Origin of the sequence: Pseudomonas sp. NPDC088322 (assembly GCF_044740745.1) — a bacterium.
In the GTDB taxonomy this organism is placed as follows: Bacteria; Pseudomonadota; Gammaproteobacteria; order Pseudomonadales; family Pseudomonadaceae; genus Aquipseudomonas; species Aquipseudomonas shirazensis.
In genome coordinates, this window is the sequence record NZ_JBIURK010000003.1 from 1 (window position 1) to 24,386 (window position 24,386).

Genomic DNA, 24,386 nt, shown 5'->3' on the forward strand with positions numbered 1-24,386 from the left:
TTTCGAAGTATTTTGCGAGAAACTCGTTCAACTTCAAACACTTGACTCGCTTGCGATCTCTCGTAGCGGGAGGCGAATTCTACAGCGTTACAACCCGCTGTCAACTGCCTTTTTCACCGCTGACGATCTTTCGATCGAAGCCCTTGCAGCACCATGAAACCTCTAACTCATTGAATCTCAAGGAGTTTTCCGCTCCAACTACGCTGGAAGTGGGGCGCATTATAAGCGCTTACAGAAACCCGTCAACCGTTATTTCATAATTGCATAACATTAAGCAAAAGCGGCCCTTCGGACTCACAAAGCACAAACAAAACGGGGAGGCCCAAAGGCCTCCCCGCTCATACCCTGCCCCAGTTACAAGCTAGGGAAGGCAAACTGCGATGCTTCATGGCTCTTGCGCTGCGGCCAGCGCTGAGTAATGGCTTTACGACGGGTATAGAAGCGCACGCCGTCGGGGCCATAGGCATGCAGGTCGCCAAACAGCGAACGCTTCCAGCCGCCGAAGCTGTGATATGCAACAGGTACCGGCAGCGGCACGTTGACACCGACCATGCCCACTTCGATCTCGTCGCAGAACAGCCGAGCCGCTTCGCCGTCACGGGTAAAGATGCAGGTACCGTTGCCATACTCGTGATCGTTGATCAACTGCATGGCCTGCTCCAGGCTGTCGACGCGCACCACACACAGCACCGGGCCGAAGATCTCTTCTTTATAGATGCGCATTTCTGGCGAGACATTGTCGAACAGCGTGCCGCCGACAAAGTAGCCATCCTCGCAGCCTGCAACACGCAGGTCACGACCATCGACCACCAGTTTGGCACCCGAGGCAACGCCGTCATCTATATAGCCAAGTACCTTGTCGCGCGCCGCAGCAGTTACCAGCGGCCCCATGTCCAGACCACAGGAAGTGCCAGCGCCGATCTTCAGCGCGCGGATCTGCGGTTCAAGCTTGGCGATCAGCGCATCGGCTGCCTGGTCACCCACGCATACTGCGACGGAAATGGCCATGCAGCGCTCGCCGCAAGAACCATACGCCGCACCCATCAGCGCGCTGACCGCGTTATCCAGGTCGGCATCCGGCATCACCACCGCGTGGTTCTTGGCGCCGCCCAGAGCCTGTACACGTTTGCCGCGCTTGGTGCCTTCGGCATAGATGTATTCGGCAATCGGCGTCGAGCCAACAAAACTCAGGGCTTTCACCTCTGGCGCTTCGATCAGCGCATCGACCGCTTCCTTGTCACCATGCACCACGTTGAGGATGCCCTTGGGCAGGCCAGCTTCGAGCAGCAGCTGGGCGATATACAGCGTCGAGCTTGGATCACGCTCGGACGGCTTGAGGATGAACGCGTTGCCACAGGCGATCGCCAGCGGGTACATCCACAGCGGGACCATAGCCGGGAAGTTGAACGGAGTGATACCGGCAACCACGCCCAATGGCTGGAAGTCCGACCAGGCATCGATGTTCGGGCCGACGTTGCGGCTGTACTCGCCTTTGAGCACTTCCGGGGCGGCACAGGCGAACTCGACGTTCTCGATACCACGCTTGAGTTCGCCGGCAGCGTCTTCCAGGGTCTTGCCATGCTCTTCGCTGATCATCTGCGAGATCTTCGCTTCGTTCTGCTCAAGCAACTGCTTGAAGCGGAACATCACCTGGGCGCGCTTGGCCGGCGGGGTGTTGCGCCAGGCCGGGAAGGCCGCCTTGGCCGAATCGATCGCCTCTTGCACGGTGGCACGGCTGGCCAGTTCGACCTTGCGTACGGCCTGACCGGTAGACGGGTTGAAGACATCGGCGGTGCGTTCGCCCTTGGAAACCAGTTCGCCGTTGATCAGGTGCTGAACAATGCTCATGCATAACTCCAGAAACAGGAAGGAAGGATCAGGCGCGCCGGTGCACGCCTGCCGTCAAAATCAGACAGATCAATCGATCTGGTTGAGGGTCTCGCCCACCGCGTCGAACAGGCGGTCGAGCTCCTGCGGCTGGGTGTTGAAGGTCGGGCCGAACTGCAGGGTGTCGCCGCCGTAGCGCACGTAGAAGCCTTTTTGCCACAGCTTCATCGCCACTTCGTAAGGACGCACGATGGCATCGCCGTCACGTGCCGCGATCTGGATCGCGCCGGCCAGGCCGTAGTTACGGATGTCGACGATGTTCTTGGTGCCTTTGACGCCATGCAGCAGGTTCTCGAAGTGCGGCGCCAGCTCGGCGGCTGACTGCACCAGGTTCTCTTTCTGCAGCAGGTCCAGCGCCGCGATGCCGGCAGCGCACGCCACCGGGTGCGCCGAGTAGGTGTAGCCGTGAGGGAATTCCACAGCGTACTCAGGCGTCGGCTGATTCATGAAGGTGTGGTAGATCTCGCTGCTGGCAACCACTGCGCCGAGAGGGATGGCGCCGTTGGTGACCTGCTTGGCGATGCACATCAAGTCCGGGGTGACGCCGAACGCTTCGGCACCGGTCATGGCGCCCATGCGGCCGAAACCGGTGATCACTTCGTCGAAGATCAGCAGAATATTGTGCTGGGTGCAGATTTCACGCAGGCGCTTGAGGTAACCCTTCGGCGGCGGCAATACACCCGCCGAGCCAGCCAGCGGCTCGACGATCACCGCAGCGATATTGGAGGCATCGTGCAGCTCGATCAACTTGAGCATCTCGTCGGCCAGGGCGATCCCGCCCTCTTCCGGCAAGCCCTTGGTGAAGGCGTTGACCGGCAGCACGGTGTGCGGCAAGTGGTCGACATCGAGCAGCTGGCCGAACATCTTGCGGTTGCCGTTGACGCCGCCCAGGCTGGTACCGGCGATGTTCACCCCATGATAGCCACGGGCGCGACCGATCATCTTGGTCTTGGTCGCCTGGCCTTTCAGGCGCCAGTAGGCACGTACCATTTTCAGCGCAGTATCGGCGCACTCGGAACCGGAGTTGGTGAAGAACACGTGATTCAGATCACCCGGAGTCAACTGGGTAATCTTTTCAGCCAGCTGGAACGACAGCGGATGGCCGTACTGGAATGCCGGCGAATAGTCGAGCACGCCAACCTGGCGCGCGACTGCTTCGCTGATTTCCTTGCGGGTATGCCCGGCACCGCAAGTCCACAGCCCAGACAGGGCATCGAAGATGCGCCGGCCCTTGTCGTCGACCAGATAGTTGCCATCGGCGGCAACGATCAGGCGCGGATCGCGCTGGAAATTACGGTTGGCGGTGTACGGCATCCAGTGCGCGTCCAGCTTGAGCTGGCTGGCGATACCGGAAGGCGCGGTTTCGGGCATGTTCATCGGGCGGTTCCTCGGCAAACGAATAGGCAACGATGGATGTTGTTGCAGCTAAATTGGCACGGCGATAAAGTCTGGAAAAGCCTACTTTTCAAATCTTCAGTTAGCAGTGGACTAAACTAATGAGCCGACGCCCCGATCCACTTGCGCAAGTCAGCGACTTCGACATCCGCCTGCTCAAGATTTACCGCAGTGTGGTCGAGTGCGGCGGTTTTTCGGCAGCGGAGAACGTGTTGGGCATCGGCCGCTCGGCGATCAGCCAGCAAATGAGCGACCTTGAGCAGCGCCTCGGCCTGCGCCTGTGCCAACGCGGCCGCGCCGGTTTTTCGCTGACCGAAGAAGGCCGCGACGTGTACCACTCGGCGCTGCAACTGCTGAGCGCCATCGAGACCTTTCGCACCGAGGTCAACGGCTTGCACCAACACCTGCGCGGCGAGCTTAATATCGGCCTGACCGACAACCTGGTGACACTGCCGCACATGCGCATCACCCATGCCCTGGCCGAGCTCAAGGACCGCGGCCCGGACGTGCACATCCAGATCCGCATGATCGCCCCCAGTCAAGTCGAGCAAGGCGTGCTCGATGGCAGCCTGCATGTTGGCGTGGTGCCGCAGGCCAGCCCGCTGTCGGGCCTGGAGTACCAGCCGCTGTACAGCGAGCGGTCGCTGCTCTACTGCGCCGTTGGCCACCCGCTGTTCTATGCCGACGACCACAAGATCGACGACGAGCGGCTCAACAGCCAGGATGCGATCGCGCCGACCTTCCGCCTGCCCGGTGAAATCCAGGCGCACTATCAGGCGCTGCACTGCACGGCGAGCGCGTCCGACCGCGAGGGCATGGCGTTCTTGATCCTGACCGGGCGTTACATCGGCTACCTGCCCGATCATTACGCCAGCACCTGGGTGCAACAAGGCCGCCTGCGGGCCCTGAAACCTGCGCAGCGCCATTACGACCTGAGCCTGAACTGGGTGACACGCAAAGGCCGGCGGCCAAACCTGGTACTGGAAAGCTTCCTTGAAAGCCTTGCTGCCACACGCTAAAGGCTTGTCACTTCGGCACAGGCAGGTAATCTGTCGGACAATCCCGTTGCCTCAGCCCGTTCGGAACCGTCCATGACCCTAGAAGTCCCAGCGCATCGCCTCTCCGCCTCGGGCAAGCCCGCCGGCCGCATTCGCCAAAAGAACGAGCAGGCGATCATCCAGGCCGCCGAAGACGAGTTTGCCCGCCACGGTTTCAAGGGCACCAGCATGAATACCATCGCCCTCAAGGCCGGCTTGCCCAAGGCCAACCTGCACTACTACTTCACCAACAAGCTCGGCCTGTATATCGCCGTGCTGAGCAACATCATCGAGCTGTGGGACAGCACCTTCAACGCCCTGAGCGTTGATGATGACCCAGGCCAGGCGCTGAGCCAGTACCTGCGCACCAAGATGGAGTTCTCGCGGCGCAACCCGCAGGCCTCACGGATCTTCGCCATGGAAGTGATCAGCGGTGGTCAGTGTCTGACCGAATACTTCAGCGCCGATTACCGTGAGTGGTTCCGCGGCCGTGCCGCTGTGTTCCAGGCCTGGATCGACGCCGGCAAGATGGACCCGGTCGACCCGGTGCACTTGATCTTCCTGCTCTGGGGCAGCACCCAGCACTACGCCGACTTTTCCACTCAGATCTGCCAGGTTACCGGCCGCAGCCGCCTGACCAAGCAGGACATGGAAGACGCCAGCAACAATCTTATCCACATCATTCTCAAAGGTTGCGGCATCCAACTGCCCGCCTGACCCGGACTTATGCCATCTACCCTGCTCGACCTCTGCGAGTTTCGCGAAGAAATCCGCAAGAGCCGCTTCATCACCCTCGCCGGCCCGATCAACAGCCCTGCCGAAGCGCAGAGTTTCATCGAGCGCCACAGCGACCTCGCCGCCACCCACAACTGCTGGGCCTGGAAAATCGGCGGGCAATACCGCAGCAATGATGACGGCGAACCCGGCGGCACCGCCGGCCGGCCGATCCTCGCCGCGATCGAGGCGCAGGACTGCGATCAGGTGGTGGTACTGGTGATCCGCTGGTACGGCGGTATCCAGTTAGGCACCGGCGGCCTAGCCCGGGCCTATGGCGGCGGCGCCAACAAATGCCTGCAACAGGCGCCCAAGCGGCTGTTGGTGCAGCGCAGCGAATACACCTGCAGCTGCAGTTTCAGCGAATTGGCCTTGGTCAAACTGCGTCTGGCTGACGTTGACGGGCTGGTTCTGGATGAACAGTTCACTGCCAATGGTGTAGATCTGCGGCTGGCTATCGGGCCCAGCCATCTGCCGGCACTGCAGCAGCAACTTGCCGACCTGAGCCGCGGCAGAATTGTCCTCAGCGCGTAAGTCATGGATAAAACCGCTGAAACATTACTCACAACTACTGTGCGCCTGCCTGTGGATAAGCTTGGGGCAGTCCGACCCAGGCCCCGAATTACAAGGCGCGCAGAGCATTGATCATATTTTGATCACAGTTTCCTGACAGCACTGAAAAGCTCCGCATTACAGTAAGTTATCCCCAGCCTGCAATGACAATTCGGCCGCCGGCAGTCAAAACCTGGCCCGCCCGCTTGCGCACAAATACTGTGGAGCAGCCTGTGGATAAACCGTTAGCCACTGGCTCCGGCCCTGACGGCGCAAGGCCCGTAGCCTGCTGATCATTTTTTGCACAACCGTGCATCGGTTACCACACGCTGGCAAACTGCAGCGACTACGCTGGCAGCTCTGGTGATGGCTGCCCGGCATGCGCTACCTCTGAAGGAGTACAGAAATGACCGCAACCAAGACCGCCCTGATCATTGGCGCCTCACGAGGCCTGGGCCTTGGCCTGGTGCAGCGCCTGCACGAAGATGGCTGGAAGGTAATCGCCACCGTTCGCGACAAGGCCAACCCGGGCGACCTGGGCAGCATTGTCGGCGTGCACATCGAAACCCTCGAGATCAACAACACCGCTCAACTCGACAGCCTCAAGCAGCGCCTGCACGGCGAGACGCTGGATCTGCTGTTCGTCAACGCTGGCGTCATGGGGCCGCTGCCGCAGGATCTGGAAGCGGTCAGCGAAGAGCAGATCGGCGCCTTGTTCATGACCAATGCCGTGGCGCCGATCCGCATCGCCCGCCGCCTGGCCGGGCAACTGCGCGAAGGCAGCGGCGTGCTGGCTTTCATGAGTTCGGTACTGGGCAGCGTGAGCATCCCTGATGGCGGCGAGATTCCGTTGTACAAGGCCAGCAAGGCCGCCTTGAACTCGATGATCAACAGCTACGTCGGCGAACTGCAGCGCCCCGACCTGGCCGTGCTGGCCATGCACCCGGGCTGGGTGAAAACTGCAATGGGCGGAGAAAACGCTGAAATCGACGTGTTCACCAGTACCAGCGGCATGCTCAAGCAGATCAAGGCGCACAGCGGCAATGGCGGCCTGCGCTTCATCAATTACAAGGGCGAACCATTGGTCTGGTGAATTGAAAGCTGCAGGGCGAGGCAGTAGACTCGACGCCTCGCCCCCGCGGCGAACCTGGATCAGCAGACAGGGCAAAACTGAGCTGGCTTACCTGAACCCACTTTCAGAGGAGCCGGCACCATGCCTGCGACCCGTATCTGGTTGAAATCCCCCCTTGCCATCTTCACCGCCAACGACAGCGACGCGCGCGGCGGGCTGGTTATCGAAGACGGCAAAATCGTGCAATTGCTGGCCCTGGGCGAAAGCCCTAGCATCCCCTGCTCACAGGTGTTCGACGCCCGCGAGCACGTGATACTGCCTGGTCTGATCAACACCCATCATCACTTCTATCAAACCCTGACCCGCGCCTGGGCGCCGGTGGTCAATCAGCCGCTGTTCCCCTGGCTGAAGACTTTATATCCGGTCTGGGCACGCCTGACTCCGGCCAAGCTCGAGCTGGCCAGTAAAGTGGCCTTGGCCGAGCTGTTGCTGTCGGGCTGCACCACCGCCGCCGACCACCACTACCTGTTCCCGCAGGGCCTGGACAACGCCATTGATGTACAGGTCGAAGCAGTCCGTGGGCTGGGCATGCGCGCCATGCTGACCCGCGGCTCGATGAGCCTGGGCGAAGACGACGGCGGCCTGCCGCCGCAGCAGACCGTGCAACAGGGCGAGGTGATCCTGGCCGACAGCCAGCGACTTATCCACAGCTACCACGAGCGTGGCGAAGGCGCGCAGATCCAGATCGCCCTGGCGCCCTGCTCACCCTTCTCGGTAACCCCGGAAATCATGCGCGCCAGTGCCGAATTGGCCGCAGAGCTGGACGTGCGCCTGCACACCCACCTGGCCGAAACCCTTGATGAAGAGGAGTTCTGCCTGCAGCGCTTTGGCCTGCGTACAGTGGATTACCTGGACAGCGTCGGCTGGCTGGGCCCGCGCACCTGGCTGGCCCACGGCATCCACTTCAACCCCGACGAAATCGCCCGCCTCGGCGCTGCCGGTACCGGCATCTGCCATTGCCCAAGCTCGAACATGCGTCTTGCTTCGGGGATTGCACCCACGGTGGATCTGGAAGCTGCCGGCGCCACGGTTGGCCTCGGCGTCGATGGCTCGGCCTCCAACGATGCCTCGAACATGATCCTCGAAGCGCGTCAGGCGCTGTATCTGCAACGGCTGCGCTATGGCGCCGAACAGATCACCCCGGAACGCGCCCTGGGCTGGGCCACCCGTGGCTCGGCGCACTTGCTGGGGCGCAGCGATATTGGCCAGCTGGCGGTTGGCAAACAGGCTGACCTGGCCCTGTTCAAGCTCGATGAGCTGCGCTTCTCGGGCAGCCATGATCCGCTGTCGGCACTGCTGCTGTGCGGCGCCGACCGTGCCGACCGGGTCATGATCGGCGGCAAATGGCGCGTGATTGACGGCCAGATCGAAGGCCTTGACGTCAAAGGCCTGATCGCCGACCACCGCCAGGCCGCAGCGCAACTGATCGCCGGTTGATATGCGCAGGCCAGGCCGGGCGCATTGCCCGGCCTGGCCCTGTAGAATGGCGACAACCGTTCCTGATCGAGATCACACACATGTACGACTGGCTGAACGCCTTGCCCAAGGCGGAACTGCACATGCACCTGGAAGGCTCGCTCGAGCCCGAGCTGCTGTTCGCCCTGGCCGAACGCAACAAGATCGCCCTGCCCTGGGCGGATGTAGAAACCCTGCGCGGCGCCTATGCCTTCAACAACCTGCAGGAGTTTCTCGACCTCTATTACCAGGGCGCCGATGTCCTGCGTACCGAGCAGGACTTCTACGACCTGACCTGGGCCTACCTGCAACGCTGCAAGGCGCAGAACGTTATTCACACCGAACCGTTCTTCGACCCGCAGACCCACACTGACCGGGGCATCCCCTTCGAAGTGGTCATGGCCGGCCTGAGCAAAGCACTAAAGGATGGCCGTGAGCAACTGGGCATCAGCAGCGGGCTGATCCTCAGCTTCCTGCGCCACCTCAGCGAAGAAGAAGCGCAAAAAACCCTCGACCAGGCGCTGCCGTTCCGCGATGCGTTCATTGCCGTCGGTCTGGACAGCTCGGAGAAAGGCCATCCGCCGAGCAAGTTCCAGCGCGTATTCGAGCGCGCCCGCAGCGAAGGCTTTGACGCAGTAGCCCACGCCGGCGAAGAAGGCCCGCCCGAGTACATATGGGAAGCCCTCGACCTGCTCAAGATCAAGCGCATCGACCACGGCGTACGCGCCATCGAAGATGAGCGGCTGATGCAGCGCATCATCGATGAGCAGATCCCGCTGACGGTGTGCCCGCTATCCAATACCAAACTCTGCGTATTCGAACACATGGGCCAGCACAACATCCTCGAGATGCTTGAGCGTGGCGTCAAAGTCACGGTCAACTCCGACGACCCGGCCTACTTCGGCGGCTATGTCACCGAGAACTTCCACGCGCTACACACCCATTTGGGCATGACCGAGGATCAAGCTCGGCGCCTGGCGCAGAACAGCCTGGACGCTCGCCTGGCCTGACCGGCAACGGTTGCCGGCAGCTCAACCCACCAGCAAGGACGGCTCTGCGCGAGCGATACGATTGATCTGCTGGATACCCAGCGGTGATATCTGCAGCCCGCGCGCACCGTCCTGTTCCTGCAGCCAGCCCGACTGCAGGAACAACGTCAGCAAGGCCTGCCCCAGGCTTCCGCCCAGATGCGGCCCCTGATCGCTCCACTCATTGCAGTGACAGATCACACAGTTGCTCAGTGGCCGCTGTGCCAAGGCCTCGATGTACACGCCGACATTGGCCAACTGCGTGCGACCTGCAAAACTCACCCGCAGCTCACCGTCGTACCCCTCCAGCCAGCCGGCAGTGACCATTCGTTGCAGCAATTCAGCCGCCAGCTCACCGCCCATATGCCCATTGCACAGGCGCGCACGGCGCATCGACAGTGGCACCTGCAGCGGTTTGACCTGGGTTACCCGCGGGCGCAAGTCATTCAGATGCAGGCTGGCCAACGCCTCGACCGCCGCCCCCACAGCAGGCGTCGCCAGACGGAAATAGCGTTTGCGGCCACGGGCTTCCAGCCGCAGCAAGCCTGCCGAGGAGAGCAGGGACAAATGCGCACACGCTGAAGACGAACTCACGCCGGTCATCACCGCCAGCTCGTCGGCGGGGCGGGGCGTGCCATCGATCAACGCCCACAACATGGCGCTGCGCTTGGGGTCGGCCATCAGGCTGGCGATCTGGCTGATACTGCTGACTGCTTTCATAAGGTAACTCCCTGCTGAATCATGTCTGGGTCCATTGGCCAAACACGCCAGCGCGCTGACCTGCTTACGGTCTTGGCATAGCATTCCCTGGCAGGGAAGTCCCTCTCGCTGGCGCTGGCTGCTGGGGCCAGTATAAGCCGGGCAAAGTCCCGCGATAGCGCTTCCCGGTTCCTCTACAGACCGGACAAAGCGGTGGGTGGGGCGACCCTCGACGCATTCACCAGCAGGGCAGACCTGGCCGGCCAGAACCACCCAGCAGGCGCAAGCCTGTCTAGCCAAAGCCACAAGCGCCCTTAACGCGAGCTGAAAAGAGAAATATCCTCAGACGCTGCCGACAGCGCCTTTCCGCAAATATGGCAAACAAAAGCGAAGGATCCACTGTGGTTGCGCCTCAGCACAACTAGACAGGGCTTGTGGGAAAGGTCCACAGGCGACCGTCAGTCCGAAGCGACTCAAGGATTGGTGGCACTTGGGGGCAGCAGCGCTAGACTGAATCGGCACCTGTTCTGTGGAGGTATGCGATGAAGATCGTCGTCAGTACATCTGAACGTCACCCCAACTGCCCCTGGCAGGTTCGGCTCGACCAGCACGTGGTGAGCTTTCGCAGTGAGCGTGAAGCGCGGGCCTTTGTCGCAACATTGCAGAAGCGCCTGCAGGCCCCTCACTCGTTCAGCCTTGACGCCTGGCCTGCAAGCGCCGAGTCAGCGTCGCGACACTGACCACCAGAGCCCCGCACAGGCTGATCACCATGGCCATTGGTACCGCACTGCCATCATGCAGCAAGCTGACCAGCGCCGCCGAGCCAGCGGCAACGCTGAACTGCAGGCAGCCCATCAATGCCGACGCGCTGCCTGCGCGGTTGCCCTGACCGCTCATGGCCAACGCCGAGGCGTTGGGGATGATGCAGCCCAGGCTGGCGATGCACACGAACAACGGCAACAACAGGGGCCACAATTGCGTCGGCCGCAACGCCGCCACGCCGAGCAGGGTCAGCGCCGCCGCCAGGTACAACCACACTGCTCGCCCCAGCAATACTGCCGGGCCGCGCTTGGCCAACAACCGTGCATTGACCTGTGCAATCAGAATGAAACCCGCTGCGTTGGCACCGAACAGCCAACCATAATGCTCGGCCGGTACCCCATATAGCTTGATGAACACGAACGGCGAGCCGGCGATGTAGGCAAACATGCCGGCAATGGCGGTGCCACCGGTCAACGCGTGGCCGATAAACACTCGGTCAGCAAACAGCCGCAGGTATTGGCGAAACGCCCCTGACAGCGGCTGGCGCGGCATATCCGCCGGCATGCTCTCGGGCAAGCCGAAGCTGATCGCCAGCAGGCAGCCTGCGCTGAACAGGCTCAAGGCCAGGAAGATCGACTGCCAGCCAGCCAGGTTGACCAATACGCCGCCAAGCATTGGCGCAAGAATCGGCGCCAGGCCCATCACCAGCATCAATTGCGAGAAGACCTTGGCCGAGGCAACCGGGTCGCACTTGTCGCTGACAATCGCCCGTGACAGCACCATCCCCGCGCAGCCACCCAAGGCCTGGACGAAGCGCGCGACAATCAACGTATCCAGATTGGGCGCATAAGCGCAGGCCAATGAGGCCAGGGTGAACAAGGTCACTCCGAACAGCAGCGGGATACGCCGACCAAAGCGATCGGCTACCGGGCCGTAGGCCAACTGGCCCAGCGACAGGCCAAGGAAGTACGCGGCCAGGGTAGTCTGGATGTGTTTCTCGTCGGTCAGAAAGGCCTGAGCCATGGCCGGGAATGCTGGCAGGTAAAAGTCGATCGCCAGCGGCCCGAACGCACTCAAGGCGCCGAGAATCAGCACGTAACGCAGGTTCATCAGGAATCCATTAGCAGGCTAAGCAAGCTGCCAAGTCTAACTGCAAAGGCGGATTCTGGCGAAAACCTTTGTGACAATTCCCTGCCCAGAAGCGGCACCGATGACATTCAGCAGCATGGTCGATCACCGGCACCGCTACACTCCAGCGTCGTCAGGCCGATTGCGCCTCGTAGCCTTCCTCACGAATGGCGGCAAGAATCTGTTCGCTGGCCAACTGGCTGTCGACGGTCACTTGCTTGGCAGCCAGATCCACTTCTACCTTGGCCGCAGCATCCTGCCCCTGTACCGCCGCAGTCACTGCTTTTACACAGTGGCCACAGGTCATGCCTTGTACATTGAAAACTTGCATTGGTCAGTCTCCTTCGTGGGTTTGCCACAGTTTCAAGCTTGCCATCGGGTCAAGGTCAAGTTATGCCGTCCTCGGCCGGACTGGCAATCCGCGCCTGGCTCAGCCAAGCTGCGCCTTTGACAGTTTATGAAGCAGGAGATTGTTCATGATCAGGCCAGCACTGAGCCTTGTCGGCTTGCTCGCCGCTTTGACCGTGGTGCCTGCGGCCAGCGCCGCTGGCAACTCGGACTACAGCGTGCTGATTATTTCGCGCGAGCGGCTTGAGGTGGCGACCACCTGCGAGATCGGCGTGTACCTCAATGACCAACTGTCCGGTCGCCTGTTCCAGGAACAATCGACCTCGTTCAACCTGCCGCCCGGCCCGGTGGATATCCGCTTGCGCCTGTTGCCGGGGCAAGCCCCCGGTTGCAACCCTGGCCTGGAGAACCAGCACAATCAGCGCCTGACCCTGCAGGCCGGACAGATCAACAAGTATCGCATCGCCATGGACCACAGCGGCCTGCACCTGACCCGAGCCAGCCTGGACTATTGACCTTGCCCCTGTGGCAGGGTTGATGCTGCAGGCCTGTCCAAGGAGGCCAGCCATGTCTGCATCCACTGTTTTTGACCTGCCCATCAGCGGCATGACCTGCGCCAGCTGCGCCGGGCGTGTCGAGCGCGCCCTGCGCAAGGTGCCCGGCGCGGCGCAGGTTAGCGTCAACCTGGCGACCGAGACCGCCCGTGTCGAAGCTCCAGCGCAAACCCTGCCTGCGTTGGTCGAGGCTGTACGTCAGGCCGGCTACGAAGCATCCATGCCGGATGCCGCTGCGCCCGACCCTGATGATGCCCAGCGCCATTTGCGCAATGAGCGCCTGGCCGTGGCCGCTGCGGTGCTGCTGGCGCTGCCACTGGTGTTGCCGATGCTCCTGCAGCCGTTCGGCGTGCACTGGATGCTGCCGGCGTGGGCGCAGTTTGCCTTGGCTACGCCGGTGCAGTTCATCCTCGGCGCACGTTTTTACAGAGCGGCCTGGAAAGCCGTGCGCGCAGCCGCCGGCAACATGGACCTGCTGGTTGCGCTCGGCACCAGTGCCGGTTACGGCCTGAGCCTGTATCAATGGGCCAATGCTCCGCTAGGGGTAGAGCCGCACCTGTACTTCGAGGCCTCGGCAGTGGTCATCGCCCTGGTGCTGCTCGGCAAATACCTCGAAAGCCGCGCCAAACGCCAGACCGCCAGCGCCATCCGCGCCCTCGAGGCGCTGCGCCCGGAGCGCGCCCTGCGCGTGCTCGATGGGCGTGAGGAGGATGTGCCGATCAGCCAACTGCGCCTGCACGATCTGGTCCGGGTCAAACCCGGCGAGCGCTTCCCGGTCGACGGCGAAGTCATCGAAGGCAGCAGCCACGCCGACGAGGCGCTGATCAGCGGCGAGAGCCTGCCGGTACCCAAGCACCCCGGCGACCCGGTCACCGGCGGCGCCATCAATGGCGAAGGCCAATTGCTGGTACGCACCCTGGCACTCGGCACCGAAACGGTACTCGCGAGGATCATTCGCCTGGTCGAGGATGCCCAGGCGGCCAAGGCGCCGATTCAGAAACTGGTCGACCGGGTCAGCCAGGTGTTCGTCCCGGCGGTGCTGGTGATCGCTCTGATTACCCTGCTCGGCTGGTGGTGGTATGGCGCACCGCTGGAAACCGCCTTGATCAACGCCGTCGCCGTACTGGTAATAGCCTGCCCATGTGCGCTTGGCCTGGCGACGCCTGCAGCGATCATGGCCGGCACTGGCGTGGCCGCCCGCCACGGCATTCTGATCAAGGATGCCGAAGCGCTGGAGCGCGCCCACGCCGTCAACCGCGTGGTGTTCGACAAGACCGGTACGCTGACCTCAGGCAGCCCGCGCATTGTCCACAGCCTGGCCGCCGTTGCCGATGAAGCGCACTTGTTGCGTCTGGCCGGGGCACTGCAACAGGGTAGTGAGCACCCGCTGGCCAAAGCGGTGCTCGGCGCCTGCAGCGAACATGGCCTGGACGTGCCGCCCGTCAGCGACAGCCAGTCACTGACCGGGCGCGGCATCGCCGGCGTGGTCGAGCAACGCCAGTTGGCCCTCGGCAACCGGCGTTTGCTCGAAGACAGCCAACTGCAACCCGGCGAGCTTGCAGGCAAAGCACAGACCTGGGAAGCCGAAGGCCGCACCCTGTCGTGGCTGATCGAACAGGCACCGCAGCCGCAGGTGCTCGGCCTGCTGGCCTTTGGTGACAGCCTCAAGCCCGGTGCCGCAGAGGCCGTGCGCAGTCTGCGCGCGCGAGGCGTCAGCAGCCACCTGCTGACCGGCGACAACCGCGGCAGTGCCAAGGTGGTCGCCGACGCGCTGGGCATCGAGGATGTCTACGCCGAAGTACTGCCGGCCGACAAAGCCGCTACCGTGACCGTGCTCAAACGCGACGGCGTGGTGGCTATGGTCGGTGACGGTATCAATGACGCCCCGGCCCTGGCCGCCGCCGACATCGGTATCGCCATGGGCGGTGGCACCGATGTCGCCATGCAGGCCGCCGGCATTACCCTGATGCGCGGTGACCCGCGGCTGGTGCCGGCAGCCCTGGAAATCAGCCGCAAGACCTACGCCAAGATCCGCCAGAACCTGTTCTGGGCCTTCATCTACAACCTGGTCGGCATCCCGTTGGCCGCGTTTGGCCTGCTCAACCCGGTGTTGGCGGGCGCCGCCATGGCCCTGTCGAGCGTCAGCGTGGTGAGCAATGCGCTGTGGCTGAAAACCTGGAAACCCGACAACGACCAGCAGGAGGCACCATGAATATCGGCCAGGCTGCCCGCCTCAGCGGGCTGAGCAGCAAGATGATCCGTTATTACGAGTCGATCGGCCTGCTTAAACCGGCGCAACGCAGCGACAGCGGCTATCGCCTCTACCAACAGCAGGACCTGCACAGCCTGGCCTTCATCAAGCGCTCACGCGATCTCGGCTTTTCTCTGGAGGAAGTCGCCAGGCTGCTGACTCTGTGGCAAGACCGTGAACGCGCCAGCGCCGATGTCAAAGCCCTGGCCAACGAGCACATCGCTGCGCTGAACACGCGCATCGAAGAGCTGGTCAGCCTGCGTGACACTCTCAGCCAACTGGTTGCCGATTGCCACGGCGATGACCGCCCCGACTGCCCGATCCTCAAGGATCTGGCCAGCGGCAAAGCCTGCTGTAGCTAAGACCACACTGCCCTGCCCAGTTTTGGTATGCCGTATTAGCCCAATCACGACCGAATCGTCGCCAAACGCGACGTCGGCCAATAAATACAGGGATTTGACCTCTATAAATCGCCCACGCTGCCGATGCCCTGAAGTGCCTGTTTCATGCGTCGATAAAAAAAATACTCCGGGAGCGTGGATGAACATCAAACAAAAACTGACTTGGGCGTTTGCCGTGATTGCCGGCTTGCCCATCGTCCTCGTGGCTACCCTGGTAGTGGTCAACCTGCGCGGCGAGGCCCGCGATGATTTTCTCGACAACAGCAGCCGAGAGATTCGCCAGGTCAGCAATGCGATGAACATCTTCTTCCAGGGCATCGACCAGAACGTCAACTACATGGCCGCGCAGCCAATGGTTGCCGCCACCGGCAGCGAGCTGAACAAGTACACCAGCGCCAACCCGTCCTACACCCTGGGCGAGCAAGACGCCAAGGTGCTCGACTTCTTCACCCGCCTGGCCGACGCCCACCCGGCTTACGCCTACCTGTCCTACGGGGTCGCCGACGGCGGCTACGTCGGCTGGCCGGCCGGGCAGAAGTTCGTCAATTACGATCCGCGCCAGCGCCCTTGGTACCAACTGGCGATGGCCAACCCCGGCAAGACCATCCGCACCGGCGCCTACTACTGGGCCGCCGATGATGCCGTGCTGGTCAGCACCGTGCGCACGGTAACCAACCAGCTGGGCAGCCCCGGCGGCGTGGTCAACATCGACGTCTCGCTGAACGGCCTCACCGAAATCGTCAAGAAGATCAAGCTGGGCGACAGCGGCTACCTGATCCTCATGGAAAACAACGGCAACGTGATGGTCGACCCACGCGACGCCAGCCACAACTTCAAGCAACTGAGCAGCTTTGGCGGCGGTTACGCCGATCTGGCCAAGGCCGGCAAGGGCCTGGTGCAAGTCGAGATCAATGGCGAGCGCTACATGGCCAACATCTACCCGGATGAAACCCTCGGTTGGACCTTCATTGGCCTGATCCAGGAAGGCGAGGTGATGCAGACCACCACCCGCCTGACCTGGCTGATCGGCACCATTGCGCTGGTCCTGGCCGCGTTGTTCGCAATCGTCGGTGCCGCGTTCGCCAAGCTCATCGTGCGCCCGATCAACAGCGTCAGCAGCGGCCTGGAAGACATCGCCCAAGGCGAAGGCGACCTGACCCGCAGCCTGGAAGTCCGCGGCCGCGATGAAACCGCGCAACTGGCCGGCTGGTTCAACCAGTTCCTCGGCGCGATTCGCAGCCTGATCCAGCATATCGGCGCTGCCGCCGGCAAGATTCTCAGCACCTCCAGCAGCTCGACGCGCGTCTCCAACGACATGGCCGAAGCGGCCGGGCGTCAGCGCGAAGCAGTGGACATGGTGTCTACCGCCTTCCACGAAATGGTCGCCACCGCCAACGAAGTCGCCCGTTCCTGCAGCCAGGCGGCGCAGTCGGCCGACAGCGGCCAGCAGCAGGCGCGTGAAGGTCAGCAGCAGATCGATGCCGCGGTGCAGAGCGTTGATCGCCTGAGCCAGGAGATCGAGCAATCAGCGCAGTCGATCCAGCAACTGGAGCGTGACAGCAACGCGATCCAGTCGATTCTGGGCACCATCCGCTCGATTGCCGAGCAGACCAACCTGCTCGCCCTCAACGCCGCCATCGAAGCCGCCCGGGCCGGCGAGCAAGGCCGCGGCTTTGCTGTGGTAGCCGACGAAGTCCGCGCGCTGGCCAAGCGCACGGCAGATTCCACCGCCGAAATCGACGGCCTGCTCGGCAACCTCGCCAGTCGCACCGCTGAAGTTGCCCAGCAGATGCACGCCAGCCTGGATGTCTCGCAGCAGTCGGTCAGCCGGATTGGCCTGGCCCGCGACAGCTTTGGCCAGATCCGTGAGTCGGTCGACGTGATCCGCGACATGAACACGCAGATCGCCACCGCCGCCGAAGAGCAGCATCAGGTCGCGGAAGACATCAACCGGCACATCAGCCAGATCCACGGTGATGCGCAGTTGGTGGCAGAACTGGCCCAGGCCGCGCGGCAGGACTCGGAGAGCCTGGCTGGCCTTTCGAACGAGCTGGACAGCCTGGTCCGCCGCTTCCGTACCTGATCAGCCGGCCCGCGCCTGCTCTTGGCCAACCGCCGTCAGAGCAGGCGCAGCTCGCCTGGGGTCACGCCGAACATCTGCTTGAACGCGGCGATGTAAGCTGAGGTTGAGTCATAGCCACAGCCCAGCGCCGCTTCGGTGACACTCTCCCCGACTTCCAGCAACGCCAGGGATGACAGCAGCCGCATGCGCTGACGCCAGACCCGAAAGCTCAGGCCGGTCTCGCGCTGCAACAGGCGCATCACAGTCTTCTCCGAACAGCCCAACTGCAGCGCCCAGTCTTGCAGGGTCTGCGTCTGATCCGGCGCGGCAATCAGCTGGTTGCACAAGCGCAGCAGGCCAGGATGACGCGGCAGCGGCAAACTGAAGCCGACCTCCGGCAGCCCGCGTAACTGATCGAGCAGCACCGCGACCAAGCGCGCCTCTGCGCTATCTTCCTCTGGATAATGCGCAGGCAGCAGGCAGAACTGCTTTATCAGCTCGCGTGCCAGTGGCGTGACTTCAAGTACCCGGCATTGCGCGCTGGCCCACGGGCAGGCATCGCGGCGCACATACAGGCTGCGCATCTCGGCTTGCATCGAGGTGGCGACATCGTGCTCGAGGTCAGCCGGGATCCACACGCCCCACTGCGGCGGGGCGAAGTAGCTGCCGTCGCTGGTGTAGACGCTCAAGACTCCACTGATGGCGTAGGAAAACTGCACCCAGTCATGCCGATGGCGAGTGGTCCATGAGCCGGCGCCGAGGCTCTCGGCGCGGGCATAGACGGGGCGTGGCAGGCGCTCCAGCGTAGGGATGGGGCGCGGGGCGGTCAGTTGTCCGTTGCTCGGCATGGTGTCAATCTAGTTGTTCTGATCAGACAAGCCTAACAGGTTTGCCCGAGCAGCCAGCCCAGGCTCAACGCTCGACGATCATGGTCACGCCCTGGCCGCCCGCCGCGCAGATCGAAATCAAACCGCGACCCTTGCCGGCCGTTGCCAGAAGCTTGGCCATGTTCGCCAGCACCCGACCGCCGGTTGCGGCAAACGGATGTCCCGCTGCCAGCGAACTGCCTTTGACGTTCAACTTGCTGCGGTCGATTGGCCCCAGCGCCGCGTCCAGCCCCAACCGCGTGCGGCAATACTCGTCATCTTCCCAGGCTTTGAGCGTGCACAGCACCTGGGCGGCAAACGCCTCGTGGATTTCGTAGTAGTCAAAGTCCTGCAAGCTCAGGCCATTGCGCGCCAGCAGACGCGGCACGGCATACACCGGCGCCATCAGCAGGCCTTCCTGACCTTTGACGAAGTCCACCGCCGCGCTCTCGCCATCGACCACATAGGCCAGCACCGACAGGCCTTGCTCGGCTGCCCATTGCTCGCTGCCCAGCAGCACCAGCGAGGCACCGTCGGTCAACGGCGTCGAGTTGCCGGCAGTGAGGGTGCCGAGGCCGCTGCGATCAAACGCTGGCTTCAATTTGGCCAACTGCTGCTGGCTCAGCTCCGGGCGCAGGTTGTTGTCGCGGCTCAAGCCCAGGTAAGGCGTGAGCAAGTCATCGTGCCAACCCTCGGCGTAAGCTGCAGCCAGCTTCTGGTGGCTGTGCAGGGCCAATTCGTCCTGTGCCTCGCGGCTGATCTGCCAGGTCTGCGCCATGCGCTCGCAATGCTCACCCATCGACAACCCGGTACGCGGCTCGCCGATGCTCGGCAAGGCCGGTTTGAGGTCGGCCGGGCGCAATTGCAGAAACGGTTTCAGGCGCTCGGCCAGATTTTTGCCACGACCGGCCTGCAGGAGAATCCTCCGCAAGCCTTCACTGACCGCGATCGGCGCATCCGAGGTGGTGTCGACGCCACCGGCAATGCCACTGTCGATCTGCCCAAGGGCAATCTTGTTGGCCACCAGCAAAGCAGCCTCGAGGCCGGTACCACAGGCCTGCTGAATATCGTAGGCCGGGGTTTGCGCCGACAAGCGTGAGCCGAGCACACATTCGCGGGTCAGGTTCATGTCGCGTGAATGCTTGAGCACCGCCCCGGCGACCACTTCACCCATGCGCAGCCCGTGCAAACGGTAGCGCTCAAGCAGGCCTTCGAGGGCAGCGGTTAGCATCGCCTGGTTGCTGGCCTTGGCGTAGGCGCCATTGGAGCGGGCGAACGGGATTCGATTGCCGCCCAGAATTGCGACCCGGCGAGATGAACGCATGCGGTTATTCCTCCTGAAACAATTTGATCCGTACAGACTAGGTGTTTTTAACCCGGTCGAACGACCGTTACATAAACTTGGTCCACACTTGCATGCTTGCCTTACGGGAGACCCGCAATGACTGACCGCTACCTCGGCTTCGCCAACTCCAACCTGGGCCGTCGCCTGGTCGACGCCCTCGGCCTGCCGCAACCAGCACCGCTGGAGCGCTGGCAGGCTGGCCGCCTGCGCCCGGTCGAGGGCGCGCTGGTGTTGGGTGGCGGGCCGCTGGCCAATCGGGTCGAAGCCATTGCCGCTCGGCTCACCGACGAACTCTACAGCTTTGCCGGCGATGGGCTGCAAGCGCAGCCTTGGGTAGCGGGCCTAGGGCCCAAGCTCAAGGCTGTGGTGTTCGACGCCAGCCATTTGTCCGACAGCGATCAGCTCTGCCAGTTGCGCGAGTTTTTCCAGCCGCTGCTACGCAGCTTGGCGCCAAGTGCCCATGTCGTCATCCTTGGGCGCGCTCCGGAGAGCCTCGGCGATCCGCTGGCCAGCGTCGCCCAACGCGCGCTGGAAGGCTTCAGCCGCTCGCTGGGCAAAGAGCTGCGCAACGGCGCCACCGCGCAGTTGCTGTATGTCAGCGAAGAGGCCGACGAGCAGCTGGAAGGCGCATTGCGCTTCTTCCTGTCGCCCAAGAGCGCCTTTATTTCTGGCCAGGTGTTGCGCCTGCAAGGCTGCGCCAGCCAGGTACAGGACTGGACCCGCCCGCTGGCCGGGCGCCGCGCCTTGGTCACCGGCGCTGCCCGTGGCATCGGCGCGGCCATTGCGCAAACCCTCGCTCGAGATGGCGCCGAGGTGACCCTGCTCGACGTGCCGCAGGCCCGCCAGGACCTCGAAGCACTCGCGGCACGCCTGGGTGGCCGCGCCCTGGCGCTGGATATCTGCGCCAGTGATGCCGCCGAGCAGCTGCTGGCAGGCTTGCCCGAAGGTATCGACATCGTCGTGCACAACGCTGGCATCACCCGCGACAAGACCCTGGCCAACATGACTCCGGATTACTGGGACGCAGTCATGGCAGTCAACCTCAAGGCGCCGCAGGTGCTGACCCAGGCGCTGCTGGACGCCGGCGCGCTCGGCGACAACGCGCGGATCATCCTGCTCGCGTCGGTCAGCGGCATCGCCGGCAACCGCGGCCAGTCCAACTACGCCGCCAGCAAGGCCGGCTTGATCGGTCTGGCCCAGGCCTGGGCGCCTATCCTGGCCAGCCGCGGCGCCAGCATCAATGCCGTAGCACCTGGGTTTATTGAAACGCACATGACCGCATCGATGCCGATGGGCCTGCGCGAGGCTGGCCGGCGTCTGAGTTCGCTGGGCCAGGGCGGGCGCCCGGAAGACGTTGCCGAAGCGGTTGCCTGGCTTAGCCAGCCCGGCTCCGGCGCAGTCACCGGCCAGGCCCTGCGGGTATGTGGCCAGGCATTGATGGGAGCATGAGCATGACGCGCCAATGGCAAGACCTGCACAGCCCCGATTCCAGCGCCAGCCTGTACTTGCGGGCCTTGAGCAAACGCAAGATCAGCGGCGACCAGTTACCCACCAGCGGCTTGCGCTGCCAGTTGCGGGTGCAGCCTGACAATCTCGCGGCCTATCGCCGGCTGTGTCACTTCACCGACAACGGCCGCTTGCCGGCCACCTATCCGCATGTAATGGCCTTCACCCTGCAACTGCAACTGCTGACTGCGGCAGATTTCCCCTTCCCGCTGCTGGGGCTGGTTCACCTGCACAACAGCATTCAGGTGCTGCGCCCGCTCGGCGCCATCGACGGGCTGCACTTCGCGGTGTATGCCGACAACCTGCAGCCCCACCCCAAGGGCGGCACCTTCGAACTGATCACCGAAGCCGAAGACGGCCTCGGCCTGCTCTGGCGCGAAACCAGTCGCATGCTGGTGCGCGGCCTCAAGCTTGAAGCAGCGGCCAGTGAGCCGGTCGAGGCCGAGCTCGCCAGTGAGCTGGCCGAGGTCACCCGCTGGTACGCCGACAGCGATATCGGCCGGCGCTACGCCAAGGTCTGTGGCGACTACAACCCGATCCACCTGAGTGCGCCAACCGCCAAGCTGTTCGGGTTCCCCAAGGCGATCGCCCATGGCATGTGGAGCAAGGCCATGGCCATGGCTGCGCTGGCCGGGCACCTGCCGGCGGCCGGCTATGTGTTCGAAGTGGATTTTCTCAAACCGGTGCGCTTGCCGTCGGAGGTAGTGCTCAGCGCCAGTGCTGCCGGCGCGCAAGGCGAGCTGCGCCTGGATGGCCACGCTGACCTGCTGCACATGCTGGGCCGCTGGCAGCCGATTGCGCCGAACTGATCGGCAAACTTGCTTTACGTCGGGGCTGGCCGGAAGCTATGCGCCATTAGGAGAGCCCCGATGAACTTGCAAGAACTGACCACACGCCTGCACCAGATCCGCGACAACAACGACTGGCGCGGCTTTCACAGCCCGAAAAACCTGGCCATGGCCGCCAGCGTGGAAATGGCCGAGCTGGTAGAAATCTTCCAGTGGCTGACCGAAGACCAGTCGCGCCAGCTCGCCCCCGAGCAACTCGCCCATGCTGGCCAGGAGGTCGGCGACGTGGTCCTCTATCTGCTGTTGCTGTGCAGCGAGCTGGGGCTGAACATGGAGCAAGTGGTGCGGGCCAAGCTGGCCGATAGCGAAAGGCGCTTCGCTCGATGAACGACCGTCATTTCGATCACCTGGCCACGCGCTTCGCAGAAAAAATCTACGGCGGTGCCAAAGGTGCCATCCGCTTGGCTGTGCTACAAGCCGACCTCGCCGAAGTCTTGCCCGATCGCCCGCTGCGTATTCTCGACATCGGCGCCGGCCTTGGCCACATGGCGCTGTGGCTGGCCGAGCGCGGGCATCAGGTGACCCTCGCCGAGCCGGCGGCACCGATGCTCGATGGCGCCAGGGCCCGCTTTGCCGAAGCCGGCCAGACCGCGACTTTCATCCAGGCCCCCTGGCAAGATCTGCTTGGCCAGTTAACCGAGCCTTATGACCTGGTGCTGTGCCATGCCGTGCTCGAGTGGCTGGCCGAACCCGAGACCATTCTGCCGGTGCTGCATCAACTGACGGCGCCGGGTGGCTGGCTGTCGCTGGCATTCTACAACCGCGATGGACTGGTTTACCGCAACCTGCTCAAGGGCCATTTCCGCAAGCTGCGCAGCAATCACCTGGCCGGCGAGAAGCAGAGCCTGACCCCGCAGAAACCACTTGATCCGCGCGAACTGCGCGCGCAACTTGAAGGCCTGTGGGCGGTCGAAACTGAAAGTGGTGTTCGCGTGTTCCACGACTACATGCCCAAGGACTTCCAGGACAAGGCCGAGCTGCTCGACCTGCTCGAGATGGAGCTGGCTCACCGCCGCCACCCAAGCTTCGCCGGCCTGGGCCGCTACCTGCATTGGGTCTGCCGCCCGCTATGACTGCACCGCGCCAGGAGGAACCATGCTCAACCGTCTTGTCTGCCTGGCCCTGCTGCCCTTCGCCCTGGGCGCGTGCCAGGGCAGTAACCCGTATGTGGCCAGCGGCAAGCCGATCCCGCCCGCCCCGGCCAGTGCCGCAACCACCTTTGATCGCAGCGCCTACCCAAGCGCGCCACGCGACTACGGCCGCTATCGCAGCTGGGGCTGGCGCAATGGTCAGTTGCCCAGCGGCACAGCCAACGCCGACCCCGCGCAACTGGCCGATGCCGTCAGCGGCGCGCTCGATCAACACGGGCTGCGCCCGGCGCACAATGGCCAGGCGGATCTGTTGGTCAGCGCCGACCTGCGCCTGGAGCGACGCCTGCGCCAGGTCCGCGATTACGACTACGATCCTTACTACGGTGGCGCACCGTATGGCGGCATCGGTTATGGCGGCTACCGCAACGGCTACGGCGCGTACGGCAGCGTGCCGATCGTGCGCACCTACCAGGTTGAGGTGATGGTGGTGCACATCGCCTTTTTCGATGCCCGTGATGGTCAGCCGGTGTGGAGCGCCAGCGCCGAAAGCGGCGCCGACAACGACTCACCACGCGACCGCGAGAGCGCCCTGCGCGAATCCGTGCACAAGGCACTCAACGGCTATCCTCCCAGTTAACGCTTAACGGAGAAACCACCATGCTGCGCAGTCTCGTTGTGTTGTCCCTGGCGTTGCTGCTCGGCGCCTGTTCGAGCAATAACGTCCAGCAGGATTTCGACGCCAGTCGCGATTTTGCCGGCTATCGCACCTGGGCCTGGCAGGAGCCGGCCTTGCAATACCGTCCGGACGATCCACGGATCAAGAGCGACCTCACTGAACAGCGGATTCGCCAGGCGGTCGAGCAGCAGCTCGATCAACGCGGCTTGCGCCTGGCCCAGGGGAACGTTCGCGCAGACCTCAAGCTGCGCGCCTACCTGATCGTCGAGCAGCGCCAGCAGCAGATCACCACCAACTATGGCGGCGGCTGGGGCGGTTACTGGGGTGGCTATTGGGGCGGGCCGATGTACAACGAAACGCGCAATGTCGACTACAAGGTCGCGACCATTCAGGTCGACATGTTCGACGGCCGCGATGACAAGCTGGTCTGGCGCGGCAGCGCCGAGCAGATCATGAACCGCTACCCGCCAAGCCCGGAAGAGCGTAACCAGGCGATTCAGAAGACCGTCGACCAGGTCCTCAGCCAGTATCCACCAGGCCGCGCCAAATAGCCCTGAGCGCCACAGGTTCGCCTGTGGCGCATCACGCG

Annotated in this window: 24 protein-coding genes and 1 pseudogene; 18 read left to right on the forward strand and 7 right to left on the reverse strand. The window is 63.2% G+C overall.

Annotated features, from left to right (window positions below; all coding sequences use genetic code 11):
- Positions 1–354: 354 nt before the first annotated feature.
- Both ACIOAU_RS07645 and ACIOAU_RS07650 read right to left on the reverse strand, forming a co-directional pair.
- Entirely contained in the window at positions 355–1,848 is a 1,494-nt protein-coding gene (locus tag ACIOAU_RS07645; protein ID WP_101316178.1) for a CoA-acylating methylmalonate-semialdehyde dehydrogenase, read from the reverse strand.
- A gap of 69 nt (positions 1,849–1,917) precedes the next feature.
- On the reverse strand, positions 1,918–3,264 hold the full coding sequence (locus ACIOAU_RS07650; RefSeq protein ID WP_103435945.1) for an aspartate aminotransferase family protein: 1,347 nt from the start codon (positions 3,262–3,264) through the stop codon (positions 1,918–1,920).
- Between the two features lie 119 nt (positions 3,265–3,383).
- On the opposite strand from ACIOAU_RS07650, the gene ACIOAU_RS07655 reads away from it, so the two are divergent.
- The 6 genes from ACIOAU_RS07655 (at position 3,384) to ACIOAU_RS07680 (ending at position 9,242) form a co-directional block, all read left to right on the forward strand.
- Positions 3,384–4,301 (forward strand): LysR family transcriptional regulator, encoded by a 918-nt coding sequence (locus ACIOAU_RS07655; protein ID WP_101316174.1) that lies wholly within the window; start codon positions 3,384–3,386, stop codon positions 4,299–4,301.
- Between the two features lie 72 nt (positions 4,302–4,373).
- Entirely contained in the window at positions 4,374–5,036 is a 663-nt protein-coding gene (locus tag ACIOAU_RS07660; RefSeq protein WP_101316172.1) for a TetR/AcrR family transcriptional regulator, read from the forward strand.
- A gap of 9 nt (positions 5,037–5,045) precedes the next feature.
- The gene (locus tag ACIOAU_RS07665; protein WP_101316170.1) at positions 5,046–5,627 is read left to right on the forward strand and encodes a YigZ family protein; all 582 of its coding nucleotides are present in this window, start codon (positions 5,046–5,048) and stop codon (positions 5,625–5,627) included.
- A gap of 424 nt (positions 5,628–6,051) precedes the next feature.
- Positions 6,052–6,738, forward strand: a complete 687-nt coding sequence (locus ACIOAU_RS07670; protein ID WP_103435941.1) for an SDR family oxidoreductase — start codon at positions 6,052–6,054, stop codon at positions 6,736–6,738.
- Between the two features lie 120 nt (positions 6,739–6,858).
- A complete protein-coding gene (locus tag ACIOAU_RS07675) occupies positions 6,859–8,214 on the forward strand; it encodes an 8-oxoguanine deaminase (RefSeq protein ID WP_401181149.1) in 1,356 nt (451 codons plus the stop codon).
- Between the two features lie 80 nt (positions 8,215–8,294).
- Positions 8,295–9,242 (forward strand): adenosine deaminase, encoded by a 948-nt coding sequence (locus ACIOAU_RS07680; protein ID WP_103435940.1) that lies wholly within the window; start codon positions 8,295–8,297, stop codon positions 9,240–9,242.
- 21 nt (positions 9,243–9,263) lie between these two features.
- On the opposite strand, the gene ACIOAU_RS07685 is transcribed toward ACIOAU_RS07680, so the two are convergent.
- Positions 9,264–9,980 carry a helix-turn-helix transcriptional regulator gene (locus ACIOAU_RS07685; protein WP_101316162.1) on the reverse strand — a complete coding sequence of 239 codons (717 nt, stop codon included), beginning with the start codon at positions 9,978–9,980 and terminating at the stop codon, positions 9,264–9,266.
- Positions 9,981–10,501: 521 nt separating this feature from the next.
- On the opposite strand from ACIOAU_RS07685, the gene ACIOAU_RS07690 reads away from it, so the two are divergent.
- Positions 10,502–10,699, forward strand: a complete 198-nt coding sequence (locus ACIOAU_RS07690; protein WP_101316160.1) for a hypothetical protein — start codon at positions 10,502–10,504, stop codon at positions 10,697–10,699.
- Here ACIOAU_RS07690 and ACIOAU_RS07695 read toward each other — a convergent pair.
- A complete protein-coding gene (locus ACIOAU_RS07695; protein WP_101316158.1) occupies positions 10,650–11,831 on the reverse strand; it encodes a multidrug effflux MFS transporter in 1,182 nt (393 codons plus the stop codon). The two genes, ACIOAU_RS07690 and ACIOAU_RS07695, sit on opposite strands and share 50 nt — an antisense overlap.
- Before the next feature lie 151 nt (positions 11,832–11,982).
- Positions 11,983–12,180 carry a heavy-metal-associated domain-containing protein gene (locus ACIOAU_RS07700; RefSeq protein ID WP_150573641.1) on the reverse strand — a complete coding sequence of 66 codons (198 nt, stop codon included), beginning with the start codon at positions 12,178–12,180 and terminating at the stop codon, positions 11,983–11,985.
- A gap of 145 nt (positions 12,181–12,325) precedes the next feature.
- On the opposite strand from ACIOAU_RS07700, the gene ACIOAU_RS07705 reads away from it, so the two are divergent.
- From ACIOAU_RS07705 to ACIOAU_RS07725, 5 genes and pseudogenes are all read left to right on the forward strand, one after another.
- The gene (locus tag ACIOAU_RS07705; protein ID WP_101316154.1) at positions 12,326–12,712 is read left to right on the forward strand and encodes a hypothetical protein; all 387 of its coding nucleotides are present in this window, start codon (positions 12,326–12,328) and stop codon (positions 12,710–12,712) included.
- A gap of 52 nt (positions 12,713–12,764) precedes the next feature.
- Entirely contained in the window at positions 12,765–14,963 is a 2,199-nt protein-coding gene (locus tag ACIOAU_RS07710; protein ID WP_150571470.1) for a cation-translocating P-type ATPase, read from the forward strand.
- Positions 14,960–15,364 carry a Cu(I)-responsive transcriptional regulator gene (gene cueR, locus ACIOAU_RS07715; RefSeq protein WP_101316150.1) on the forward strand — a complete coding sequence of 135 codons (405 nt, stop codon included), beginning with the start codon at positions 14,960–14,962 and terminating at the stop codon, positions 15,362–15,364. Before ACIOAU_RS07710 ends, cueR begins: the two co-directional genes overlap by 4 nt.
- Before the next feature lie 376 nt (positions 15,365–15,740).
- Positions 15,741–16,628 (forward strand): annotated as a pseudogene (locus tag ACIOAU_RS07720) (cache domain-containing protein); the annotation flags it as partial.
- 129 nt (positions 16,629–16,757) lie between these two features.
- The gene (locus ACIOAU_RS07725; RefSeq protein ID WP_401181835.1) at positions 16,758–17,486 is read left to right on the forward strand and encodes a methyl-accepting chemotaxis protein; all 729 of its coding nucleotides are present in this window, start codon (positions 16,758–16,760) and stop codon (positions 17,484–17,486) included.
- A gap of 35 nt (positions 17,487–17,521) precedes the next feature.
- Here ACIOAU_RS07725 and ACIOAU_RS07730 read toward each other — a convergent pair whose 3' ends face one another.
- A complete protein-coding gene (locus tag ACIOAU_RS07730) occupies positions 17,522–18,313 on the reverse strand; it encodes a helix-turn-helix transcriptional regulator (protein ID WP_259074269.1) in 792 nt (263 codons plus the stop codon).
- A gap of 64 nt (positions 18,314–18,377) precedes the next feature.
- Positions 18,378–19,655 carry an acetyl-CoA C-acetyltransferase gene (locus ACIOAU_RS07735; RefSeq protein WP_401181158.1) on the reverse strand — a complete coding sequence of 426 codons (1,278 nt, stop codon included), beginning with the start codon at positions 19,653–19,655 and terminating at the stop codon, positions 18,378–18,380.
- 117 nt (positions 19,656–19,772) lie between these two features.
- Here ACIOAU_RS07735 and ACIOAU_RS07740 point away from each other — a divergent pair, with 117 nt between their 5' ends.
- The 6 genes from ACIOAU_RS07740 to ACIOAU_RS07765 are packed head-to-tail and all read left to right on the forward strand — an operon-like array spanning position 19,773 to position 24,348.
- Complete coding sequence (locus ACIOAU_RS07740; RefSeq protein WP_101316142.1) at positions 19,773–21,125, forward strand: 3-oxoacyl-ACP reductase; 1,353 nt, start codon at positions 19,773–19,775, stop codon at positions 21,123–21,125.
- 2 nt (positions 21,126–21,127) lie between these two features.
- Positions 21,128–21,991: a MaoC/PaaZ C-terminal domain-containing protein gene (locus ACIOAU_RS07745; RefSeq protein WP_188035269.1), complete on the forward strand. Its 864-nt coding sequence runs from the start codon at positions 21,128–21,130 to the stop codon at positions 21,989–21,991.
- 60 nt (positions 21,992–22,051) lie between these two features.
- A complete protein-coding gene (locus tag ACIOAU_RS07750; protein ID WP_401181161.1) occupies positions 22,052–22,357 on the forward strand; it encodes a MazG-like family protein in 306 nt (101 codons plus the stop codon).
- Positions 22,354–23,103, forward strand: coding sequence for a methyltransferase domain-containing protein (locus tag ACIOAU_RS07755; protein WP_401181164.1), 750 nt, complete (start codon positions 22,354–22,356; stop codon positions 23,101–23,103). Before ACIOAU_RS07750 ends, ACIOAU_RS07755 begins: the two co-directional genes overlap by 4 nt.
- Before the next feature lie 22 nt (positions 23,104–23,125).
- Positions 23,126–23,758 carry a DUF4136 domain-containing protein gene (locus ACIOAU_RS07760; protein WP_401181166.1) on the forward strand — a complete coding sequence of 211 codons (633 nt, stop codon included), beginning with the start codon at positions 23,126–23,128 and terminating at the stop codon, positions 23,756–23,758.
- Between the two features lie 20 nt (positions 23,759–23,778).
- On the forward strand, positions 23,779–24,348 hold the full coding sequence (locus ACIOAU_RS07765) for a DUF4136 domain-containing protein (protein ID WP_401181169.1): 570 nt from the start codon (positions 23,779–23,781) through the stop codon (positions 24,346–24,348).
- Positions 24,349–24,386: the final 38 nt, after the last annotated feature.

What these genes read in the sequence shown, in the direction of transcription:
- ACIOAU_RS07645 (WP_101316178.1), bottom strand. Translation starts at nt 1,848, where the DNA reads ATGAGCATTGTTCAGCACCTGATCAACGGCGAACTGGTTTCCAAGGGC.
- ACIOAU_RS07650 (WP_103435945.1), bottom strand. Translation starts at nt 3,264, where the DNA reads ATGAACATGCCCGAAACCGCGCCTTCCGGTATCGCCAGCCAGCTCAAG.
- ACIOAU_RS07655 (WP_101316174.1), top strand. Translation starts at nt 3,384, where the DNA reads ATGAGCCGACGCCCCGATCCACTTGCGCAAGTCAGCGACTTCGACATC.
- ACIOAU_RS07660 (WP_101316172.1), top strand. Translation starts at nt 4,374, where the DNA reads ATGACCCTAGAAGTCCCAGCGCATCGCCTCTCCGCCTCGGGCAAGCCC.
- ACIOAU_RS07665 (WP_101316170.1), top strand. Translation starts at nt 5,046, where the DNA reads ATGCCATCTACCCTGCTCGACCTCTGCGAGTTTCGCGAAGAAATCCGC.
- ACIOAU_RS07670 (WP_103435941.1), top strand. Translation starts at nt 6,052, where the DNA reads ATGACCGCAACCAAGACCGCCCTGATCATTGGCGCCTCACGAGGCCTG.
- ACIOAU_RS07675 (WP_401181149.1), top strand. Translation starts at nt 6,859, where the DNA reads ATGCCTGCGACCCGTATCTGGTTGAAATCCCCCCTTGCCATCTTCACC.
- ACIOAU_RS07680 (WP_103435940.1), top strand. Translation starts at nt 8,295, where the DNA reads ATGTACGACTGGCTGAACGCCTTGCCCAAGGCGGAACTGCACATGCAC.
- ACIOAU_RS07685 (WP_101316162.1), bottom strand. Translation starts at nt 9,980, where the DNA reads ATGAAAGCAGTCAGCAGTATCAGCCAGATCGCCAGCCTGATGGCCGAC.
- ACIOAU_RS07690 (WP_101316160.1), top strand. Translation starts at nt 10,502, where the DNA reads ATGAAGATCGTCGTCAGTACATCTGAACGTCACCCCAACTGCCCCTGG.
- ACIOAU_RS07695 (WP_101316158.1), bottom strand. Translation starts at nt 11,831, where the DNA reads ATGAACCTGCGTTACGTGCTGATTCTCGGCGCCTTGAGTGCGTTCGGG.
- ACIOAU_RS07700 (WP_150573641.1), bottom strand. Translation starts at nt 12,180, where the DNA reads ATGCAAGTTTTCAATGTACAAGGCATGACCTGTGGCCACTGTGTAAAA.
- ACIOAU_RS07705 (WP_101316154.1), top strand. Translation starts at nt 12,326, where the DNA reads ATGATCAGGCCAGCACTGAGCCTTGTCGGCTTGCTCGCCGCTTTGACC.
- ACIOAU_RS07710 (WP_150571470.1), top strand. Translation starts at nt 12,765, where the DNA reads ATGTCTGCATCCACTGTTTTTGACCTGCCCATCAGCGGCATGACCTGC.
- cueR (WP_101316150.1), top strand. Translation starts at nt 14,960, where the DNA reads ATGAATATCGGCCAGGCTGCCCGCCTCAGCGGGCTGAGCAGCAAGATG.
- ACIOAU_RS07725 (WP_401181835.1), top strand. Translation starts at nt 16,758, where the DNA reads ATGGTGTCTACCGCCTTCCACGAAATGGTCGCCACCGCCAACGAAGTC.
- ACIOAU_RS07730 (WP_259074269.1), bottom strand. Translation starts at nt 18,313, where the DNA reads ATGCCGAGCAACGGACAACTGACCGCCCCGCGCCCCATCCCTACGCTG.
- ACIOAU_RS07735 (WP_401181158.1), bottom strand. Translation starts at nt 19,655, where the DNA reads ATGCGTTCATCTCGCCGGGTCGCAATTCTGGGCGGCAATCGAATCCCG.
- ACIOAU_RS07740 (WP_101316142.1), top strand. Translation starts at nt 19,773, where the DNA reads ATGACTGACCGCTACCTCGGCTTCGCCAACTCCAACCTGGGCCGTCGC.
- ACIOAU_RS07745 (WP_188035269.1), top strand. Translation starts at nt 21,128, where the DNA reads ATGACGCGCCAATGGCAAGACCTGCACAGCCCCGATTCCAGCGCCAGC.
- ACIOAU_RS07750 (WP_401181161.1), top strand. Translation starts at nt 22,052, where the DNA reads ATGAACTTGCAAGAACTGACCACACGCCTGCACCAGATCCGCGACAAC.
- ACIOAU_RS07755 (WP_401181164.1), top strand. Translation starts at nt 22,354, where the DNA reads ATGAACGACCGTCATTTCGATCACCTGGCCACGCGCTTCGCAGAAAAA.
- ACIOAU_RS07760 (WP_401181166.1), top strand. Translation starts at nt 23,126, where the DNA reads ATGCTCAACCGTCTTGTCTGCCTGGCCCTGCTGCCCTTCGCCCTGGGC.
- ACIOAU_RS07765 (WP_401181169.1), top strand. Translation starts at nt 23,779, where the DNA reads ATGCTGCGCAGTCTCGTTGTGTTGTCCCTGGCGTTGCTGCTCGGCGCC.